At 69.4% G+C, this 14773-nt stretch carries 12 protein-coding genes and 1 pseudogene; 11 read left to right on the plus strand and 2 right to left on the minus strand.

Translation table 11 applies throughout. The features are described 5' to 3' along the window. The 11 genes and pseudogenes from AB0J09_RS35710 to AB0J09_RS35760 all read left to right on the plus strand — a co-directional run. Nucleotides 1-791: pseudogene (locus AB0J09_RS35710) on the plus strand (2-methylcitrate dehydratase); the annotation flags it as partial. Between the two features lie 58 nt (nucleotides 792-849). Beyond that, complete coding sequence (locus tag AB0J09_RS35715) at nucleotides 850-2007, plus strand: acyl-CoA dehydrogenase family protein (RefSeq protein ID WP_360700756.1); 1158 nt, start codon at nucleotides 850-852, stop codon at nucleotides 2005-2007. Between the two features lies 1 nt (nucleotide 2008). Next, nucleotides 2009-2869: a CoA ester lyase gene (locus tag AB0J09_RS35720; RefSeq protein WP_360700759.1), complete on the plus strand. Its 861-nt coding sequence runs from the start codon at nucleotides 2009-2011 to the stop codon at nucleotides 2867-2869. Between the two features lie 10 nt (nucleotides 2870-2879). Next, a complete protein-coding gene (locus AB0J09_RS35725) occupies nucleotides 2880-4046 on the plus strand; it encodes a CaiB/BaiF CoA-transferase family protein (RefSeq protein WP_360700762.1) in 1167 nt (388 codons plus the stop codon). Further along, a complete protein-coding gene (locus AB0J09_RS35730; protein ID WP_360700764.1) occupies nucleotides 4043-4891 on the plus strand; it encodes a mesaconyl-C4 CoA hydratase in 849 nt (282 codons plus the stop codon). The genes AB0J09_RS35725 and AB0J09_RS35730 overlap by 4 nt, the downstream gene beginning before the upstream one ends. Before the next feature lie 126 nt (nucleotides 4892-5017). Beyond that, nucleotides 5018-6520, plus strand: a complete 1503-nt coding sequence (locus AB0J09_RS35735) for a PucR family transcriptional regulator ligand-binding domain-containing protein (RefSeq protein ID WP_360700766.1) — start codon at nucleotides 5018-5020, stop codon at nucleotides 6518-6520. A gap of 203 nt (nucleotides 6521-6723) precedes the next feature. Beyond that, nucleotides 6724-7686 carry a carboxyltransferase domain-containing protein gene (locus tag AB0J09_RS35740; RefSeq protein WP_360700769.1) on the plus strand — a complete coding sequence of 321 codons (963 nt, stop codon included), beginning with the start codon at nucleotides 6724-6726 and terminating at the stop codon, nucleotides 7684-7686. Further along, nucleotides 7686-8678: a 5-oxoprolinase/urea amidolyase family protein gene (locus AB0J09_RS35745; RefSeq protein ID WP_360700772.1), complete on the plus strand. Its 993-nt coding sequence runs from the start codon at nucleotides 7686-7688 to the stop codon at nucleotides 8676-8678. Before AB0J09_RS35740 ends, AB0J09_RS35745 begins: the two co-directional genes overlap by 1 nt. After that, nucleotides 8678-9460 (plus strand): 5-oxoprolinase subunit PxpA, encoded by a 783-nt coding sequence (locus AB0J09_RS35750; protein ID WP_360700775.1) that lies wholly within the window; start codon nucleotides 8678-8680, stop codon nucleotides 9458-9460. Before AB0J09_RS35745 ends, AB0J09_RS35750 begins: the two co-directional genes overlap by 1 nt. Continuing rightward, nucleotides 9457-10833 (plus strand): biotin carboxylase N-terminal domain-containing protein, encoded by a 1377-nt coding sequence (locus AB0J09_RS35755; protein ID WP_360700778.1) that lies wholly within the window; start codon nucleotides 9457-9459, stop codon nucleotides 10831-10833. Before AB0J09_RS35750 ends, AB0J09_RS35755 begins: the two co-directional genes overlap by 4 nt. A 15-nt stretch (nucleotides 10834-10848) precedes the next feature. After that, nucleotides 10849-11064, plus strand: coding sequence for a biotin/lipoyl-binding carrier protein (locus tag AB0J09_RS35760; RefSeq protein WP_360700781.1), 216 nt, complete (start codon nucleotides 10849-10851; stop codon nucleotides 11062-11064). Between the two features lie 740 nt (nucleotides 11065-11804). Here AB0J09_RS35760 and AB0J09_RS35765 read toward each other — a convergent pair. Both AB0J09_RS35765 and lysA read right to left on the minus strand, forming a co-directional pair. Further along, the gene (locus AB0J09_RS35765; RefSeq protein WP_360700784.1) at nucleotides 11805-12671 is read right to left on the minus strand and encodes an alpha/beta hydrolase; all 867 of its coding nucleotides are present in this window, start codon (nucleotides 12669-12671) and stop codon (nucleotides 11805-11807) included. A gap of 270 nt (nucleotides 12672-12941) precedes the next feature. Then, nucleotides 12942-14318, minus strand: coding sequence for a diaminopimelate decarboxylase (gene lysA / locus AB0J09_RS35770; RefSeq protein WP_360700787.1), 1377 nt, complete (start codon nucleotides 14316-14318; stop codon nucleotides 12942-12944). Nucleotides 14319-14773: the final 455 nt, after the last annotated feature.

The following is a 14773-nucleotide window of genomic DNA, read 5'->3' on the forward strand; positions in this document are numbered from 1 at the left end:
GCGCCGGCGTGGCCCTCGGCCTCGACGTCGATCGGCTCGCCACGGCCATGGCCCTGGCGGTGCCCGCAGAGGGCGGTGTCCAGCGAGCGTTCGGCACCGATGGCAAATCGCTGCAGGTGGGTTTCGCCGCCGATGCGGGAGTGCGGGCGGCGCACCTGGCCGCCGCGGGCGCCAGCGCGGACGTCTCCGCACTCGACCAGTGGCTGGAGCTGGTCGGAGGCGACCCGAGCGCCCTGGACCCGACCGGCCCCGCGATTCCGGGTGGCCTGGCCGTCAAGGTCTTCCCCTGCTGCTACGCGATGCAGCGCCCGATCACCGCCCTGGCCTCCCTCGCCACCCGAGTGGATGCCGCTCAGGTCACCCGCATCGTGCTCAAGACGCCCAAGGGAACGGTCACCCCGCTGATCCATCGGCGGCCGCGCACCGGGCTGCAGGCCAAGTTCAGTCTCGAATACGCCGCGGCGACCGCATTGCTGGACTCCTACCAGGGATTCGCGAGCTTCACTGACCAGGCCGTGCGACGACCGGAGGCCCGTCGCCTGATGGATCTGGTCGACGTGCGGCTCAGCGACGGCGGCGACTGGCTGCTCGCCGGAGAGTTCGAGGCGGAGGTTCACACCGTCGACGACGTACTGCGCGCCCGCTCCCGGTTCCCGCCCGGCTCACCCCAACGTCCTGCCACGCGGGGGGAGCTCCTGCGCAAGGTCGCGGACTGCCTCGACGGCACCTCGCTCGACCCTCAGGCCGTCGGCTGGTCCTTCGCCGGCCAGATCCTGCGCCACTACCTCTGAGACCGACCTGCTTCACTCGCTGAGGCGCCGCACACATCACCATCGGAGAGGAGTCCCCATGGAGGGGCTGAACGAGGAAGAGCAAGAGATCGTCAAGATGGTCCGTGAGTTCGTCGACCGGGAGGTGAAGCCGGTTGCGCAGGAGCTGGACCACACCGATACCTACCCCGAGAAGCTCATCGAGCAGATGAAGCGGCTCGGCGTTTTCGGCCTGGCGATCCCCGAGCCCTGGGGCGAGGCGCGCGTCAGCACGCCGTGCTACGCACTTGTCACGGAGGAGCTGGCCCGTGGCTGGATGAGCCTGGCCGGAGCCATGGGCGGTCACACGGTGGTCGCCAAACTCATACTCGACTACGGCACCCAGGAGCAGAAGGACGGCTACCTGCCGCGGATGGCGACCGGCGCCCTGCGCGCCACGATGGCCCTCACCGAACCCGGCGGGGGCTCTGACCTGCAGGCGATGCGCACCTCCGCAACCCGCACCGGCGACGAGTACGTCATCAACGGCTCCAAGACGTGGATCACCAATGCCCGCAGGTCAGAGCTCATCGCGCTACTGTGCAAGACCGACCCGACCGCCACACCGGCGCACAAAGGCATCAGCATCTTGCTGGTCGAGAAGGGGCCGGGCTTCACCCTGTCCCGCGACCTGCCCAAGCTGGGTTACAAGGGCGTGGAGAGCTGCGAGATCGCTTTCGATGACTTCCACGTCCCGGCCTCCTGCCTATTGGGCGCGCGCGAGGGGCTGGGGTTCGCACAGATGATGCGCGGGCTGGAGATCGGCCGCATCCAGGTGGCCTCCCGAGCCCTGGGCGTCGGCCGGGCCGCCCTGGAGGACGCTCTCCGCTACTCCCAGGAACGGGAGAGCTTCGGCAAGCCGATCTGGAGACACCAGTCGATCGGCAACTACCTCGCTGACATGGCGACCAGGCTGACGGCGGCTCGCCAGCTGGTGCTGTACGCGTCACGTCGCTTCGAGGCCGGTGAACGGGCCGACATGGAGGCCGGCATGGCCAAGCTCTTCGCCTCCGAGACCGCCATGCAGATCGCGCTCGACGCCATCCGGATCCATGGTGGCTACGGCTACTCCACGGAGTTCGACGTGGAGCGCTACTTCCGTGACGCGCCGCTGATGATCGTCGGCGAGGGCACCAACGAGATCCAGCGCAACGTCATCACACGCCAGCTGATCAGCCGCGGTACGGTCGCCCCCTGAGATGAGCACCGACGTCAACGCCTCGTCCGCGACATTGGACGTGCCAAGCGCTCGCTCCTGGCTGTTCGTCCCCGGTGACCGTGGCGACCGCTTCGCCAAGGCGGCCGCGAGCGGCGCCGACGTCGTGGTCTACGACCTCGAGGACGCCGTCGCCGCTGACTCCAAAGAATCGGCCCGCTCGAACGTCGCGCGCCGGCTTGAGGCGGGTGGTGCCGCATGCGTGCGGATCAACGGCTACGGTACGCCGTACTACGACGCCGACGTCTCCACGCTGTCCGGGACGCGGGGCCTACGTGCCGTCATGGTGCCCAAGGCCGAGGACCCGCGTGTTCTGGCTGAGCTGGGCGACGCCCTGGGTCCTGACACGGCCGTGGTCGCGCTGGTCGAGACGGCTCTCGGCCTGTACCGCGCATATGACTTGGCCTCGGCACGCCATGTGGTCCGCCTGGCCTTCGGCTCCATCGACTTCGCTCTCGACCTCGGCGCGGAGGAAGCGCCGATCCCGCTGCTCTTCGCGCGTTCCTCCCTCGTAGTGGCGTCCCGTGCGGCGGGCACAGCCGCTCCGATCGACGGTGTCACCGTTGCCCTCGACGCCCCTTCCATCGTGGAGACGGACGCGGGCGCCGCGGCCAGTCTGGGCTTCGGTGGCAAGCTGTGCGTCCACCCGCGCCAGGTGGGCGCCGTCAATGCCGCGTTCACTCCCAGCGAGGATGACGTGCGCCGAGCCCGGCAGATCATGGACAGCGTCACGGACGGCGGCGTGGTACGGGTGGATGGGCGGATGGTCGACCGGCCAGTCGTGGAGCGCGCGAAACTGATCTTGCAACGGGCGGCTCTCCTGGCCCCGCCCCCGACGACCTGAGGAGGTCCTGGTGCTCCCGTTGGAGGGCATCACCGTCATCGCGCTGGAACAGGCCGTGGCGGCCCCGTTCGCCACCCGCCAGCTGGCGGATCTCGGTGCCCGTGTGATCAAGATCGAGCGTGCGGGCGGCGGCGACTTCGCCCGCGGCTACGACGAGACGGTCAAGGGCATGTCGAGCTACTTCGTATGGCTCAACCGGAGCAAGGAGAGCGTCACACTCGACATCAAAGACCCCAAGGACCGCGCAGTCCTCGACGCGATGCTCGCGCGGGCGGACGTGTTCGTGCAGAACCTTGTGCCGGGGGCGATGACGCGTCTCGGCCTGGACGAGGAGACCCTGCGCGCCAAGCACCCACGGCTGATCACCTGCTCGATCTCCGGCTACGGCTCGGAGGGTCCCTACCGCAGCAAGAAGGCATACGACCTGCTGGTTCAGTGCGAGACCGGCCTGCTGTCAGTGACCGGCATGCCTGAGTCGCCCGCCAAGGCCGGCATCTCCGTCGCGGACATCGCGGCCGGCATGTACGCCTACAGCGGTGTGCTGGCCGCGCTCTACGAGCGCGAGCGCACCGGTGTCGGCACCGGTTTCGAGGTGGCGATGCTGGACGCGCTCGGGGAGTGGATCAGCCAGCCGTACCTCTACGCCCGTTACGGCGGTGCGCCTCCGCCCCGCACCGGCGCCCGCCACGCCTCCATCTCCCCCTACGGGCCGTACCGCACCGGGGACGGGGCGCAGGTGTTCATCGGCGTGCAGAACGAGCGGGAGTGGGCGGCGCTCTGCGCCGACGTGCTCGGCCGACCGGACCTGACCCAGGACCCCCGCTTCATCCGCAACTCCAGCCGCGTGGCGAACGACGCCGAGCTCCGCGTGATCCTCGAGGAGGCTCTGTCCGACCTGAGCGCCCAGCAGGTCACCGAGCGTCTCGACGAGGTCGGCATCGCCAACGCCCGCATGCGCACCATGCCCGAGTTCGCCAAGCACCCGCAGCTCGAGGCACGCGACCGATGGCGCGAGGTCGACTCCCCCGTCGGCCCTGTCCGCTCCCTGCTGCCTCCGGTCACCGCGAAAGGCCGGGAGGCGGCGATGGGCGCGATCCCCGCGGTCGGCCAGCACAGTGATGCCATCCGCGCCGAGTTCACCTCGAAGGCGATCGACCCCACGAAGGATCAGGCATGACACCGAACGCAGCGAATGCGCACCTAGGCGAAGCCCAGACCAGCCGCCGCACCGAGCTGATCATTCCCGAGCCGGCTGAGGCCCTCGCCGGCATGCTGGACATCGACCCGCCTGCCAGCGGCGAGAAGCTGCCTGCGCTGTGGCACTGGATCTACCTTCTCGAGCGTCCCAGACAGCGGGATCTGGGCTCGGACGGGCATCCGACGCATGGCATACCGGCGCCTCCCGGCCCTGGTCGGCTGCGCATGTTCGCCGGCGGACGGGTGTCCATGCACAGCCAGTTGCGCTTCGGCGAGCCTGCGACTCGCACCACCCGGATCGTCCGTACCGTGGAGAAGGAAGGCAGGTCCGGTCCGCTGACGTTCGTTACCGTCCGCAGCGACATCGAGCAGGGCGGTCGGCCGGCGATCGCCGACGAGCAGGACATCGTCTACCGGGCTCCCGGATCAACGCTCCCGGCACGGCCGGATACGGCCGAAACTCCTACCAGCGTGCCCGAGGTCGGCCTCGCACTCGACGTGGACTCCACACTGCTGTTCCGGTTCTCGGCTCTGACCTACAACGCGCACCGCATTCACTACGACTCCGCGTACGCCGCACGGGAGGGCTACCCAGGTCTGGTCGTTCACGGGCCGCTCCAGGCCCTGATGATGGGCGAGCTGATCCGTCGCTCGGGCGTGCCACTGATCCGCCATGAGTTCGCCTACCGCCTCGTCGCGCCGACGTTCGGCGAGCAACGTCTCACGGTTGCGCCGAACCCCGAGGCGACCTGTGTCTCGGCGCAAGTCAGAGATGGCGAGGGCCGGATCACCGCCACGAGCACCCTTCGCCCGTTGGCCTCATAGGCCTCATCTGCGACCGGCGGAGTTGGGCGCCGCGGAATGTCTCCTGGCCCCGCCGCAGGAACGCCCGGCGCCACGGACGATCAGCATCGAACCGGCGCACGTCACGGGCTCGGCTAGCCTGGCCGTGTGCCGGTGACCCTCACGAGCCTGGTAAGCAGGTACGACCTCGGCCTCACCTTGCGGACCGGGCGTGCCGACCTCGGCGTGAGCTGGGTGCACATCAGCGATCTCGTGGATCCCACACCGTACATCGAACCCGGCACCCTGTTGCTGACGACGGGGCTGAGCCTGGGGCGCACCAGCCGCCGCTGGCCCGAGTACGCCGACCGGCTGGCGCGCGCAGGTGTTTGCGCGCTGGGGTTCGGGGTGGGGTTGCGGCACGCGAACGTCCCCGAGCCGCTTCTCGCCGCCGCCGCGCGGCACAGACTGAGCCTGATCGAGGTGTCGGAGCGGACGCGGTTCAGCTCCGTCGTGCGCGCGGTCACCGATGAACTCGCCGCGGCGGAACGCGCCGAGCAGACGGCTGCCATGGAAAGCTACCGGGGGCTGGTGCGAGCCGCATTGACACCTCCTTCGCACCGATCGGTGGTCACCCGCCTGGCGGCGCAGCTCGACGCGTGGGTACTGCTGCTGTCCCGGGAGGGCCACCTGCTCGCCGGAGCGCCCGAGCAGGCACGGCGCCACACCGAGCGCGTTCGTCTGGAGCTCTCCCGCAGGCGGTCGTGGCACGCCGCGACGTTCGACATCGGAGACACGCGCGTCACGCTGCTGCCGGTGATCCGGTCCGCACGACCCGCCGGTGTGCTCGCCGTCGGCAGGCTCGCCCCGCTGTCGGTATACGAGCGCGGTGTCGTCGACGTCGCCGTCGATCTGCTCTCACTTGGCGTGGCGCAGGCCGCTGAGCTGCTGGACAGCGAACGCCGGGAGCGGGCGACGGTCCTGTCTCTTCTCCTCTCCGGCCGGTACAACGCCGCCAGGCAGACGGCCGAGTCGCTCGGCATCCCGCTGCCGGAGGGGCCGGTGCGGCTTGCCGTCCTCACCGCCGACGCAGGGATCCGCGGCGATCTGCTCGAGATGCTCGAAAGCGAGCGCAGCCTCCAGATCGTGTCGGCCCTGGTGGCGAGCGATTCCCGGGGCAGAGTCGTCGTGGTGCTGCCCGTGGTCGAAGGCGATGTGGGCGTGTTGCAGGCCATGCTGAGCTCGCTGGAGGGCACCCGGGGCGTCATCGGTGAGGCCGCGGAGATGACCGACCTGGCCAGGGTGTGGCCGAGGATCGCCGCGGTCGCCGACACCGTGCCCTCCTCAGGGGCCCAGCGGCTGCTGACCACACGTGGCGTGGCCGACATGGGCCTGCTGTCGTACGTGGGCGACGCCGAGGCGAAGGGCTGGGCGTTCGCAGTGCTGGCGCCGCTTGAGGGGGATGAGGCTCGGCGCATCGATCTGCTGAGCACCGTTCGGACGTATCTGGCGCACAACGGGAACACCGAGGCGGCCTCCGCCGCGCTGGGCATCCACCGCCGGACCCTGGTCTACCGGCTAGGCCGTGCCGAGAGGCTTCTCGGAAGGAAGTTCTCCGATCCGGGGCTGCGCGCCGAGCTGTGGATGGCGTTGACCGTACACGATGGCTGAGCCGCTGGCCATTGCCCAGAAAGCGGAAATGTGATCCGAGTTTGCACGATACGCGCATAGTCCCGCCGAGATGCGGCGTCCAGGCTGTCTCCAACCGGTGTTTCCGCCAACCTCGGGAGACGTACACGAGCACGACTTCCACACCGCTGCCGCCACCGGCCAGAGGTGAACCGTCGAGCACGCCCACCGATGAGGAAGGAATCATGACCGCCATCATCAACAGCCGGCCCGCCGAGGGCGACCGGCCGGCCATCACCTACCGTGCCGCCGGTGATCGCCACGTCCTCGTCGAGTACGGCGAGATGGCTCTCGATCTCGAGCTGAACTTCTTCGTCACCGCGGTCTCCGCCCATCTCGCCGAGCAACCGGTGCCGGGGCTGGTGGAGGTGGCCCCGGGTTTCCGCTCACTGCTGCTGCACCATGAGCCCTCGCTCATCGACCGCAAGACTCTCATCGAGGCGATGGAAGAAGTGCACGACGCCCAGCAATCCGTGCGCTCGCTCGTGATCCCGAGCCGGCTGATCACTCTGCCGATCGCCTTCGACGACTCCGAGAGCCGGGAGGCCGTACACCGCTACGCCACCACCATCCGCCAGGAGGCGCCGAACGTCCGGGACAACTCCAACATCGGCTACATCGTCGAGTACAACGGCCTGCCCGACCCCGAGGCGCTGTACGCCATGGTGACCGGCACCACGTGGTGGAACGCCTACACCGGCTTCTTCCCCGGCCTGCCGTTCATGTTCCCGCTCGACCCGCGCAACGCCATCACGGTGCCGAAGTACAACCCGACCCGCACCTGGACGGCCGAGGGCGCGGTCGGGATCGGCGGTCCCTGCGTGGCGATCTATCCCGTGGAGGCGCCAGGTGGCTACCAGCTGTTCGGCCGGACCGTGCCGATCTACGACATCCTCGCCCGGCACGACGTGTTCCGGAGCGACCCGATTCTGATCCGTCCCGGCGACCGGGTGCGTTTCCTGCGGGTGACCGAGGACCAGCTCCTCGAGGTTCGCAGGGACGTCCTGGACAACCGCTACGAGTACATGATCGAGGACGATCCCTTCCACGTCACCGACTACCTCACCCGCGCCGCCGAGGTGCAGGCCGAGGCCCGAACTCTGCGCACGGCCCGCGAGGCCGCCGCGGCCCTGATGGAGGTCCCGTGATGCCCGGTACGCACGCAGTCTTCGACGTCGTCTCGCCCGGCCTGCAGACACTGGTGCAGGAGTACCCCGGCCGCCGCGGCCTGCAGTCGAAGGGGTTCTTCCCGGCGGGTCCGATGGACCATCTGTCTTTCCGCATCGCCAACGCCCTCGTCGGCAACGACCCCGGCGCAGCAGCGCTGGAGGTGCCGATGGGCCGGCTCACCCTGCGCGTGCTCGCCGAGTCGTCGATCGCGGTCACCGGTGCGGAAGGCTCCGGCATCACGCTGAACGGCGGCCCCATGCCGTTGTGGGAGACCGTACATGTGGCGCCAGGAGACACGATCGCCATCTCGATCATCAGAGGTCCCGGCTTCCGCGTGTATCTGGCGGTGGCGGGCGGCATCGACGTCCCCGTGGTGATGGGGTCGCGTGCCACCTACACCATGGGCGGCATCGGCGGCGTGGAGGGCAGGGCCCTGGCCAAGGGCGACGTGCTGCACGGCAACCCGGTGCCGCCGCCCGCCCCGCTCCGGGTGCCGACCTCGCTGCGGCCCACGCCCGCGAACGACTGGGAGATCGAGGTGATGCGCGGCCCGCACGCCGACCCGGACTTCCTCACGGAACAGGACTGGAAGGATCTGCTGGCCGCCACGTGGAAGGTGGATCTCAACTCCAACCGGGTCGGCACTCGGCTCAACTCCCATCGCTTCCGTTGGGCCCGGTCCTCCGGCGGGGTGGCCGGCGGTCACCCGTCCAACGTCCTGGACGGCAGCTATCCCATCGGTGGGATCAACACCAACGGCGACGTTCCGGTCATCCTCGGGCCGGACGGGCCGACTGCCGGCGGCTTCACCGTGATCGGCACCGTCGTCCAGGCGGGCCTGTGGAAGATCGGCCAGCTCCGGCCCGGCCGCGACACCGTCAGGTTCCGGGAAGTGCCGCTCGATGAGGCGCTGGCCCTTTCCGCCCGCCTGGACTACACGACCGACCCCAGCCACTACGAGGAGCTGTAATGCCCTGGATCGACGTCAACTGCGACATGGGGGAGAGCTTCGGCCGGTGGACGCTGGGCGACGACCTCGGCATGATGCCGTATCTCACCTCGGTCAACATCGCCACCGGCTACCACGCGGGCGACCCGCCGACCATGCGACGCACCGTGGAGGCCGCGGTCGGCAAGGGCCTCGGGATCGGCGCACACGTCGCACTCCCCGATCTGATGGGCTTCGGCCGGCGGCGCATGGTCATCCCGCCGAGCGACCTCGAGGACTACTGTCTCTACCAGATCGGCGCGCTTGACGCCTTCGTGCGCGCGGCCGGTGGCCGCCTCGCCCACGTCAAACCCCACGGGGCGTTGTACGCCATGGCCTCGGAAGATCCCGACCTGGCCGCCGCCGTCGCCCGCGCCGTGGCCAAGATCGATCCCACCCTGCCGCTGATGCTGTTGAACCTCACGACCGGCGACGCGGTGGCAGCCGAAGGCGTCCAGCTGGTCCCCGAAGGTTTCCCCGACCTCCACTACGACGCCTCCGCGCGCCTCATCATCGAACCGATCAAGCTCGCCTGGGACCCGGGCCTGGTCGCCCGGCGCGCGGTACGCATGGTGACGGAGAAGAGAGTCACAGCCAAGGACGGCACCGAGATCGACATCGACATCGTCTCGTTGTGCCTGCACGGTGACGCGCCCAACGGCGTGGAAACCGCGGCCGCGGTGCACCAGGCCCTCACCAAGCACGGGATCGACCAGGTGCCGCTGCGTGAGATTCTCGCAGCGCCGGAGGAAACACGATCATGATCGAGAGCGTGCTCGTCGCCAACCGGGGCGAGATAGCCAGACGGATCATCCGTACCGCCAGGCGGCTCGGCATCCGCACCATCGCCGTGCACAGCGACGTCGACGGCGGCCTGCCCTTCGTCGGCGAGGCCGACGAGGCGGTGCAGATAGGCCCCGCCGCTCCCGCGGAGTCCTACCGCAACGCGGACCGGATCCTCGACGCCGCGCGGCGAAGCGGGGCCGAGGCGATCCATCCAGGCTACGGATTCCTGTCGGAGAACGCCGGATTCGCCCGCCAGGTGGAAGACGCCGGCCTGATCTGGGTGGGACCGCCCCCGGCGGTCATCGAGCTGATGGGCGACAAGATCAACGCCCGCAACGCGGTCGCCGCCACGGGCATGCCCGTCGCCCCCGGGACGGCAGAACCGGTGTCCGGTGAAGCCGCCGCGATCGAAGCCGCGACGGCGATCGGCTACCCCTTGATGGTGAAGGCGTCGGCGGGAGGCGGCGGCATGGGCATGGCCGTGGCCGACGACGAGGCCAGCCTTCGCAGGCACTATACGGCCGTCTCCGGCTTCGCCGAGCGGATGTTCGGCGAACCGGGCGTCTTGCTTGAGCGGTACTACCCGGACGCCCGGCACGTCGAGGTACAGATCCTCGGTCTGGCCGACGGCACCGTCGTCGCGCTGGGCGAACGCAACTGCTCGGTGCAGCGCCGCAACCAGAAGCTCGTCGAGGAGACCCCTTCGCCCGGGCTCGACCAGGACCTACGCGAGCGCATGCTCGCCGCCGCCGTCCAGGCCGGGAAGGCCGTCGGCTACCGCAACGCCGGAACCGTCGAGTGCCTCGTGTACGGCTCGCCGGAAGCGCAGGACTTCGTCTTCCTCGAGATGAACACCCGACTGCAGGTCGAGCATCCCGTCACCGAAGAGGTGTGGGGCATCGACCTGGTGGAGGAGCAGTTGCGCATCGCCGCGGGCCAGCCGCCGTCGGTGGACCTGACCGCACTGCGGCCCCGCGGCCACGCCCTGGAGTTCCGGGTCAACGCCGAGGACCCGGTCCGGTTCCTGCCCGGCCCCGGCGCGATCACCACCTGGGTGGAACCGGCCGGTGAAGGCGTCCGCGTCGACGCGGGGTACGCCGAGGGCGCCAAGGTCACCCCGTCGTACGACTCCCTCATGGCGAAGCTGATCGTGCACGCCGACAGCCGGGAGGCCGCTCTGGCCAGGGCCCGCACCGCCCTCGCGTCGTTCGTCATCGCCGGGCCCAAGCACAACCTCCCGTTCTTCACCGAACTCCTCGACGAAGACTCCTTCGTCGGCGGCACCTACAGCACCTCGGTCGTCACGCTCATGCGTTCCGCACGCCGACCCCAAACTGAACCCCGAATCTGAAACGGAGCCGGCACAATGGCCCAGCACATCACCGCGGACATCGCGGCCAACGTATGGAAAGTCCTGGTGACCGAAGGCAGCGACGTTGCCGCCGGAGACCCTCTGGTGATCCTCGAATCGATGAAGATGGAGATCCCCATCGAGGCCGAATCCGCGGGCACCGTTACCAAGCTCGCCGTCAGCGAGGGCGACGTCCTCGACGAAGGCGACCTGATCGCCGAGATCTCCTGAGCACCGGAACGGATCGCCCGGGGTGCCGACATCCTGGCTGCCGGCACCTCATACGTCCCCGGGCCCCGAGACGACGGCCCCCTCCAGGAAGACCGAGCGCAGCCGGGTCCGTCACGTCCACAGGCCGATTGTGCGCTCTCCGGCGTGCGAAAGGCATCCGCCTTGGTCGGTATGAGGTGGCCCGTCCGCCGCCTATGGGGTGGTAGTGGTGAGGGTCCAGGTGTTAGTGAGGTAGGTGAGCCGAGGTTGATCAGGCGGGGTCGGTGGCGGCCTGGTAACGGGCGGCGGCCTGGAGATCGTGGTGCGGGCGGATGGTCACGCGCATACGCGCTGGCCGCGGCGCCAGGATGATCAGCAACGCACGACCCAGTGACTCGTCCGCCTTTCCTGGTCGATTCCGCGGACTTCCTCGTGGAGCCCCGGACATCAGCGTGTTCTGGAGCGCCACTCCACTCGAACAGTTCCCTGGTTGGCACCCGCAGCGCGGCGGCGATTTGGAACACCTTGTCCAAGTGTGGGCTGTACATGCCGTTCTCGAATCGTCTTATGGTCGACATCGGCCAGTTCGCCCAGCTGTTCCTGGGTGAGCCCGTGCCCTTCGCGCCGGGAGTGCCATGAGCTGCGTGGCGACGACGCCGACGCGGTCGCCCGCGCCGAACATCGGGCACGATCCGGGCGGAGCGCGGAACGGCGTGGGTGGTGGATGCCGAGCATCAGGCCGACGAGGTATCGGCCCTCCCCTACTCGGCCAGAATTCCGCGCAGCGTGACGGCGAAGGCGTCGGGTTCGCCCTTCATGCCGAACTCGCCGTCGAGAAAACCGCCGTGATGGCTGGGAAAGATCACAGGCTCGGTGCCGAGCCGTTCGGCGACCGCCACGCCCGCGCGGTAGGCCATCTCGCCCTCCGATTCGGCTCCGACGCCGACGACGACGCGCGTCGTAGCCGCGCGTAGCGCCTCGAAGTCGTGCTCGTAGTGCGTGCAGGTCATGATGTTCTGTCCGAACAACGGGTCGTCACGAGAACCGTCGTCTTCGGTCGGCATCCCGAGATCGGCCGGGCTCGGAACGGCCTGATCGGCGAAGTCGGCCGGAATCTCGCCCCGCAGGCTGGTGACCGCGATGAACTTCGCCATCGCCGGCCCGAAACCCTCGCGCTCATACGTCCGGCGAATGTCCGCCACCGCAGCCAGCGCCTGCTCCCTGTCCGGCAGCTGCTGGGCGGCCGGCGGCTCGTGCGCCACGAGCGTACGCACCTGCTCCGGATGCCGGGCCACCAGCGCCAGCCCGTTGACGGCGCCCCCGCTGCTCGCGAAGATGTCCACCGGGCCGCCGCCGAGCACGGTGATCAGCTGGTGCAGGTCGTCGGCGTGCTGCTCGGGCGTCGACTCGACGGCGCCGTCGGTCCGCTTGCTCCGCCCGATCCCGCGCGGGTCATAGGTGACCACCGTACGATCCCCAAAGCGCCCGGCCAGGTCGGTGAACCCGCTGGCGTCCATCGGCGATCCGATCATCAGCAGAATCGGCGCGCCGCTCGCCTCGGCCTCCCGTACGTCGTAGTACAGGATGCCGCTGGGCACCTCGAGGGTGTTGGTCTTGGGCTCGGTCATGTGGGTCACTCCTTCTCGATGTTCGCAATGTAGACCAGCGGGAGCGGCGAAACTCATCGGCCGGCATCCGGCAGTCCGTCACCACGGCGCCATGTCCTCGGCCCGGCGGGCACATGGCCCGCGCTCGCCCCAAGCCGCGGGCAGGGTCAGCCGCATGCGGCGCATGGCACTAGATCAGCGTGAGAAGGGCGACCACGGCGATCAGCGCCAGGAGCACGACGGCCTCCGGGCGGATGCGCAGGCGGCCTCCACGTTCTGGCCGGATACGCGTCACAGTCCCACGTCCCGGCGCAGCAGGTCGTCGATCTCCTCCCGGCGCACCACCATGCGGGCGGCCCCGTCGGCGACCGCGATGACGGGCGGGCGACCGGTCAGGTTGTAGGTGGAGGCCATCGAGTAGTGGTAGGCGCCGGTCGCCGGCACCGCGATGACGTCGCCGGGCTTGATGTCGGTGGGCAGCGGCACATTCTCGGCGATGACATCGCCCGCCTCGCAGTGGTGCCCGACCAGGGTGGCCGGGCGGTCGGCCATGGCCGACCGGCGGCCGATCAGGCGGGCGGCGTAGCGGGCCCCGTACAGGGACGGGCGGGGGTTGTCGCTCATCCCGCCGTCGACGGCGACGAACATGCGGTCATGGGTACGGTCGATGGTGCGCTTGACCGCGATGACCCGGTACAGGGTGAGGCCGGCCGGACCGCTGATCGACCGGCCCGGCTCGATGGTCAGCCGGGGCACGGGCAGGTGCAGCGTCGCACAGCGTTCCTCGATCGCCTTGGTGACCGTCGTGGCGTACTCGTCCGGGGTCAGCCCGTGCTCACCCTCCAGATAGGCGATGCCCTGCCCGCCGCCCAGGTCAAGCTGGGGAAGGGCGATCCCGTACGCATCGCGGATGGCGGCGAACTGCTCGACCATGATCCGGGCTGCTTCCTCGTACGGCTCCAGGGTGCGGATCTGGGAGCCGAGGTGGCAGTGCAGGCCTACCAGCTGCAGTTCCGGCTGGCGCAGCACCCTGGCCACGGCCGCGGCGGCATCTCCCGAGGCGATGGACAGACCGAACTTCTGGCCCTCGCCACCGGTGCGGATCGCCGCATGCGCGCCCGCCTCGATGTCCGGGATGACCCGCACCAGCACCTTCTGCCGATGACCCGGCGGGACCAGCATCGCGAGGCGGACGACCTCGGCGAGGTTGTCGACGACGATCCGCCCGACCCCGTACTCCACCGCCTCGGCCAGCTCATGCGGGGTCTTGGCGTTGCCGTGGAAGACGATCCGGTCGGCGGGGAAGCCGACGGACCGGGCGATGGCCAGCTCGCCGCCGGAGCAGACGTCCAGGCCCAGCCCCTCCTGCCGGACCCAGGTGGCCATCGCCCGGCACAGGAACGCCTTGGCGGCGTACAGGATGTCGGCGTCGGGGAGCGCGGTGCGGAAGGCGCGGCAGCGCCCGCGCACGTCGGCCTCGTCCACCACGTAAGCCGGGGTGCCGAAGCGCTCAACGATGTCCATGAGCGGCACACCACCGACGCAGGCCACCGGCCGGAAACGAGTGGTCGCCGACCAGGGCTCCGCCGCGAACCGCGATTCCTGCACCACCTCGTTGAAGCACACGGGCCTACGCGGTCCGGGAACGGGCAACCCGAGCTTTGACATCTGTTTCCTCCTCCGAGAACTCTTTCATCTAGGACGCTAAGCGCGTCGCATGACAATGCCGCCAATTTCTACGCAATCTGGACGCGCGCCGCGGTAATTCTGACGCAATATTGACGGCGCATCAGCGAACCGGCGACATGGCCACGCTGGCCCAGAGCGCCAAGGAACCGACGGGAGGCCGACCGCGACACAGCCCAGCTCACCGAGCTGCTGCACCTCCAGGGCTGCCGCTTCGAGTACGGCAACCCTGACCGGCCGTCCCCCGCCTGGAACAGGACGGAACCGTGACCTGGGGTCGCAAACGCTGGAACGTCGACCGGCGAGGGCTGTCCGACACGGAGGTCGAGCTGCGGACGTCCGGAAACGGCCGCTTCGTCGGCCGGTTCATGCTGGATCCCACACCCGGAACCAAGCCGAGCCTGCAGGCCCGCCTGGTCGCGGTCACACCGGCGGAC

The organism is Nonomuraea sp. NPDC049784 (assembly GCF_040659615.1).
Taxonomy (GTDB): domain Bacteria; phylum Actinomycetota; class Actinomycetes; order Streptosporangiales; family Streptosporangiaceae; genus Nonomuraea.

Coding starts and splice junctions, on each gene's coding strand:
- AB0J09_RS35755 (WP_360700778.1), top strand. CDS start 9,457: ATGATCGAGAGCGTGCTCGTCGCCAACCGGGGCGAGATAGCCAGACGG.
- AB0J09_RS35715 (WP_360700756.1), top strand. CDS start 850: ATGGAGGGGCTGAACGAGGAAGAGCAAGAGATCGTCAAGATGGTCCGT.
- AB0J09_RS35750 (WP_360700775.1), top strand. CDS start 8,678: ATGCCCTGGATCGACGTCAACTGCGACATGGGGGAGAGCTTCGGCCGG.
- AB0J09_RS35730 (WP_360700764.1), top strand. CDS start 4,043: ATGACACCGAACGCAGCGAATGCGCACCTAGGCGAAGCCCAGACCAGC.
- AB0J09_RS35765 (WP_360700784.1), bottom strand. CDS start 12,671: ATGACCGAGCCCAAGACCAACACCCTCGAGGTGCCCAGCGGCATCCTG.
- AB0J09_RS35740 (WP_360700769.1), top strand. CDS start 6,724: ATGACCGCCATCATCAACAGCCGGCCCGCCGAGGGCGACCGGCCGGCC.
- lysA (WP_360700787.1), bottom strand. CDS start 14,318: ATGTCAAAGCTCGGGTTGCCCGTTCCCGGACCGCGTAGGCCCGTGTGC.
- AB0J09_RS35720 (WP_360700759.1), top strand. CDS start 2,009: ATGAGCACCGACGTCAACGCCTCGTCCGCGACATTGGACGTGCCAAGC.
- AB0J09_RS35745 (WP_360700772.1), top strand. CDS start 7,686: ATGCCCGGTACGCACGCAGTCTTCGACGTCGTCTCGCCCGGCCTGCAG.
- AB0J09_RS35760 (WP_360700781.1), top strand. CDS start 10,849: ATGGCCCAGCACATCACCGCGGACATCGCGGCCAACGTATGGAAAGTC.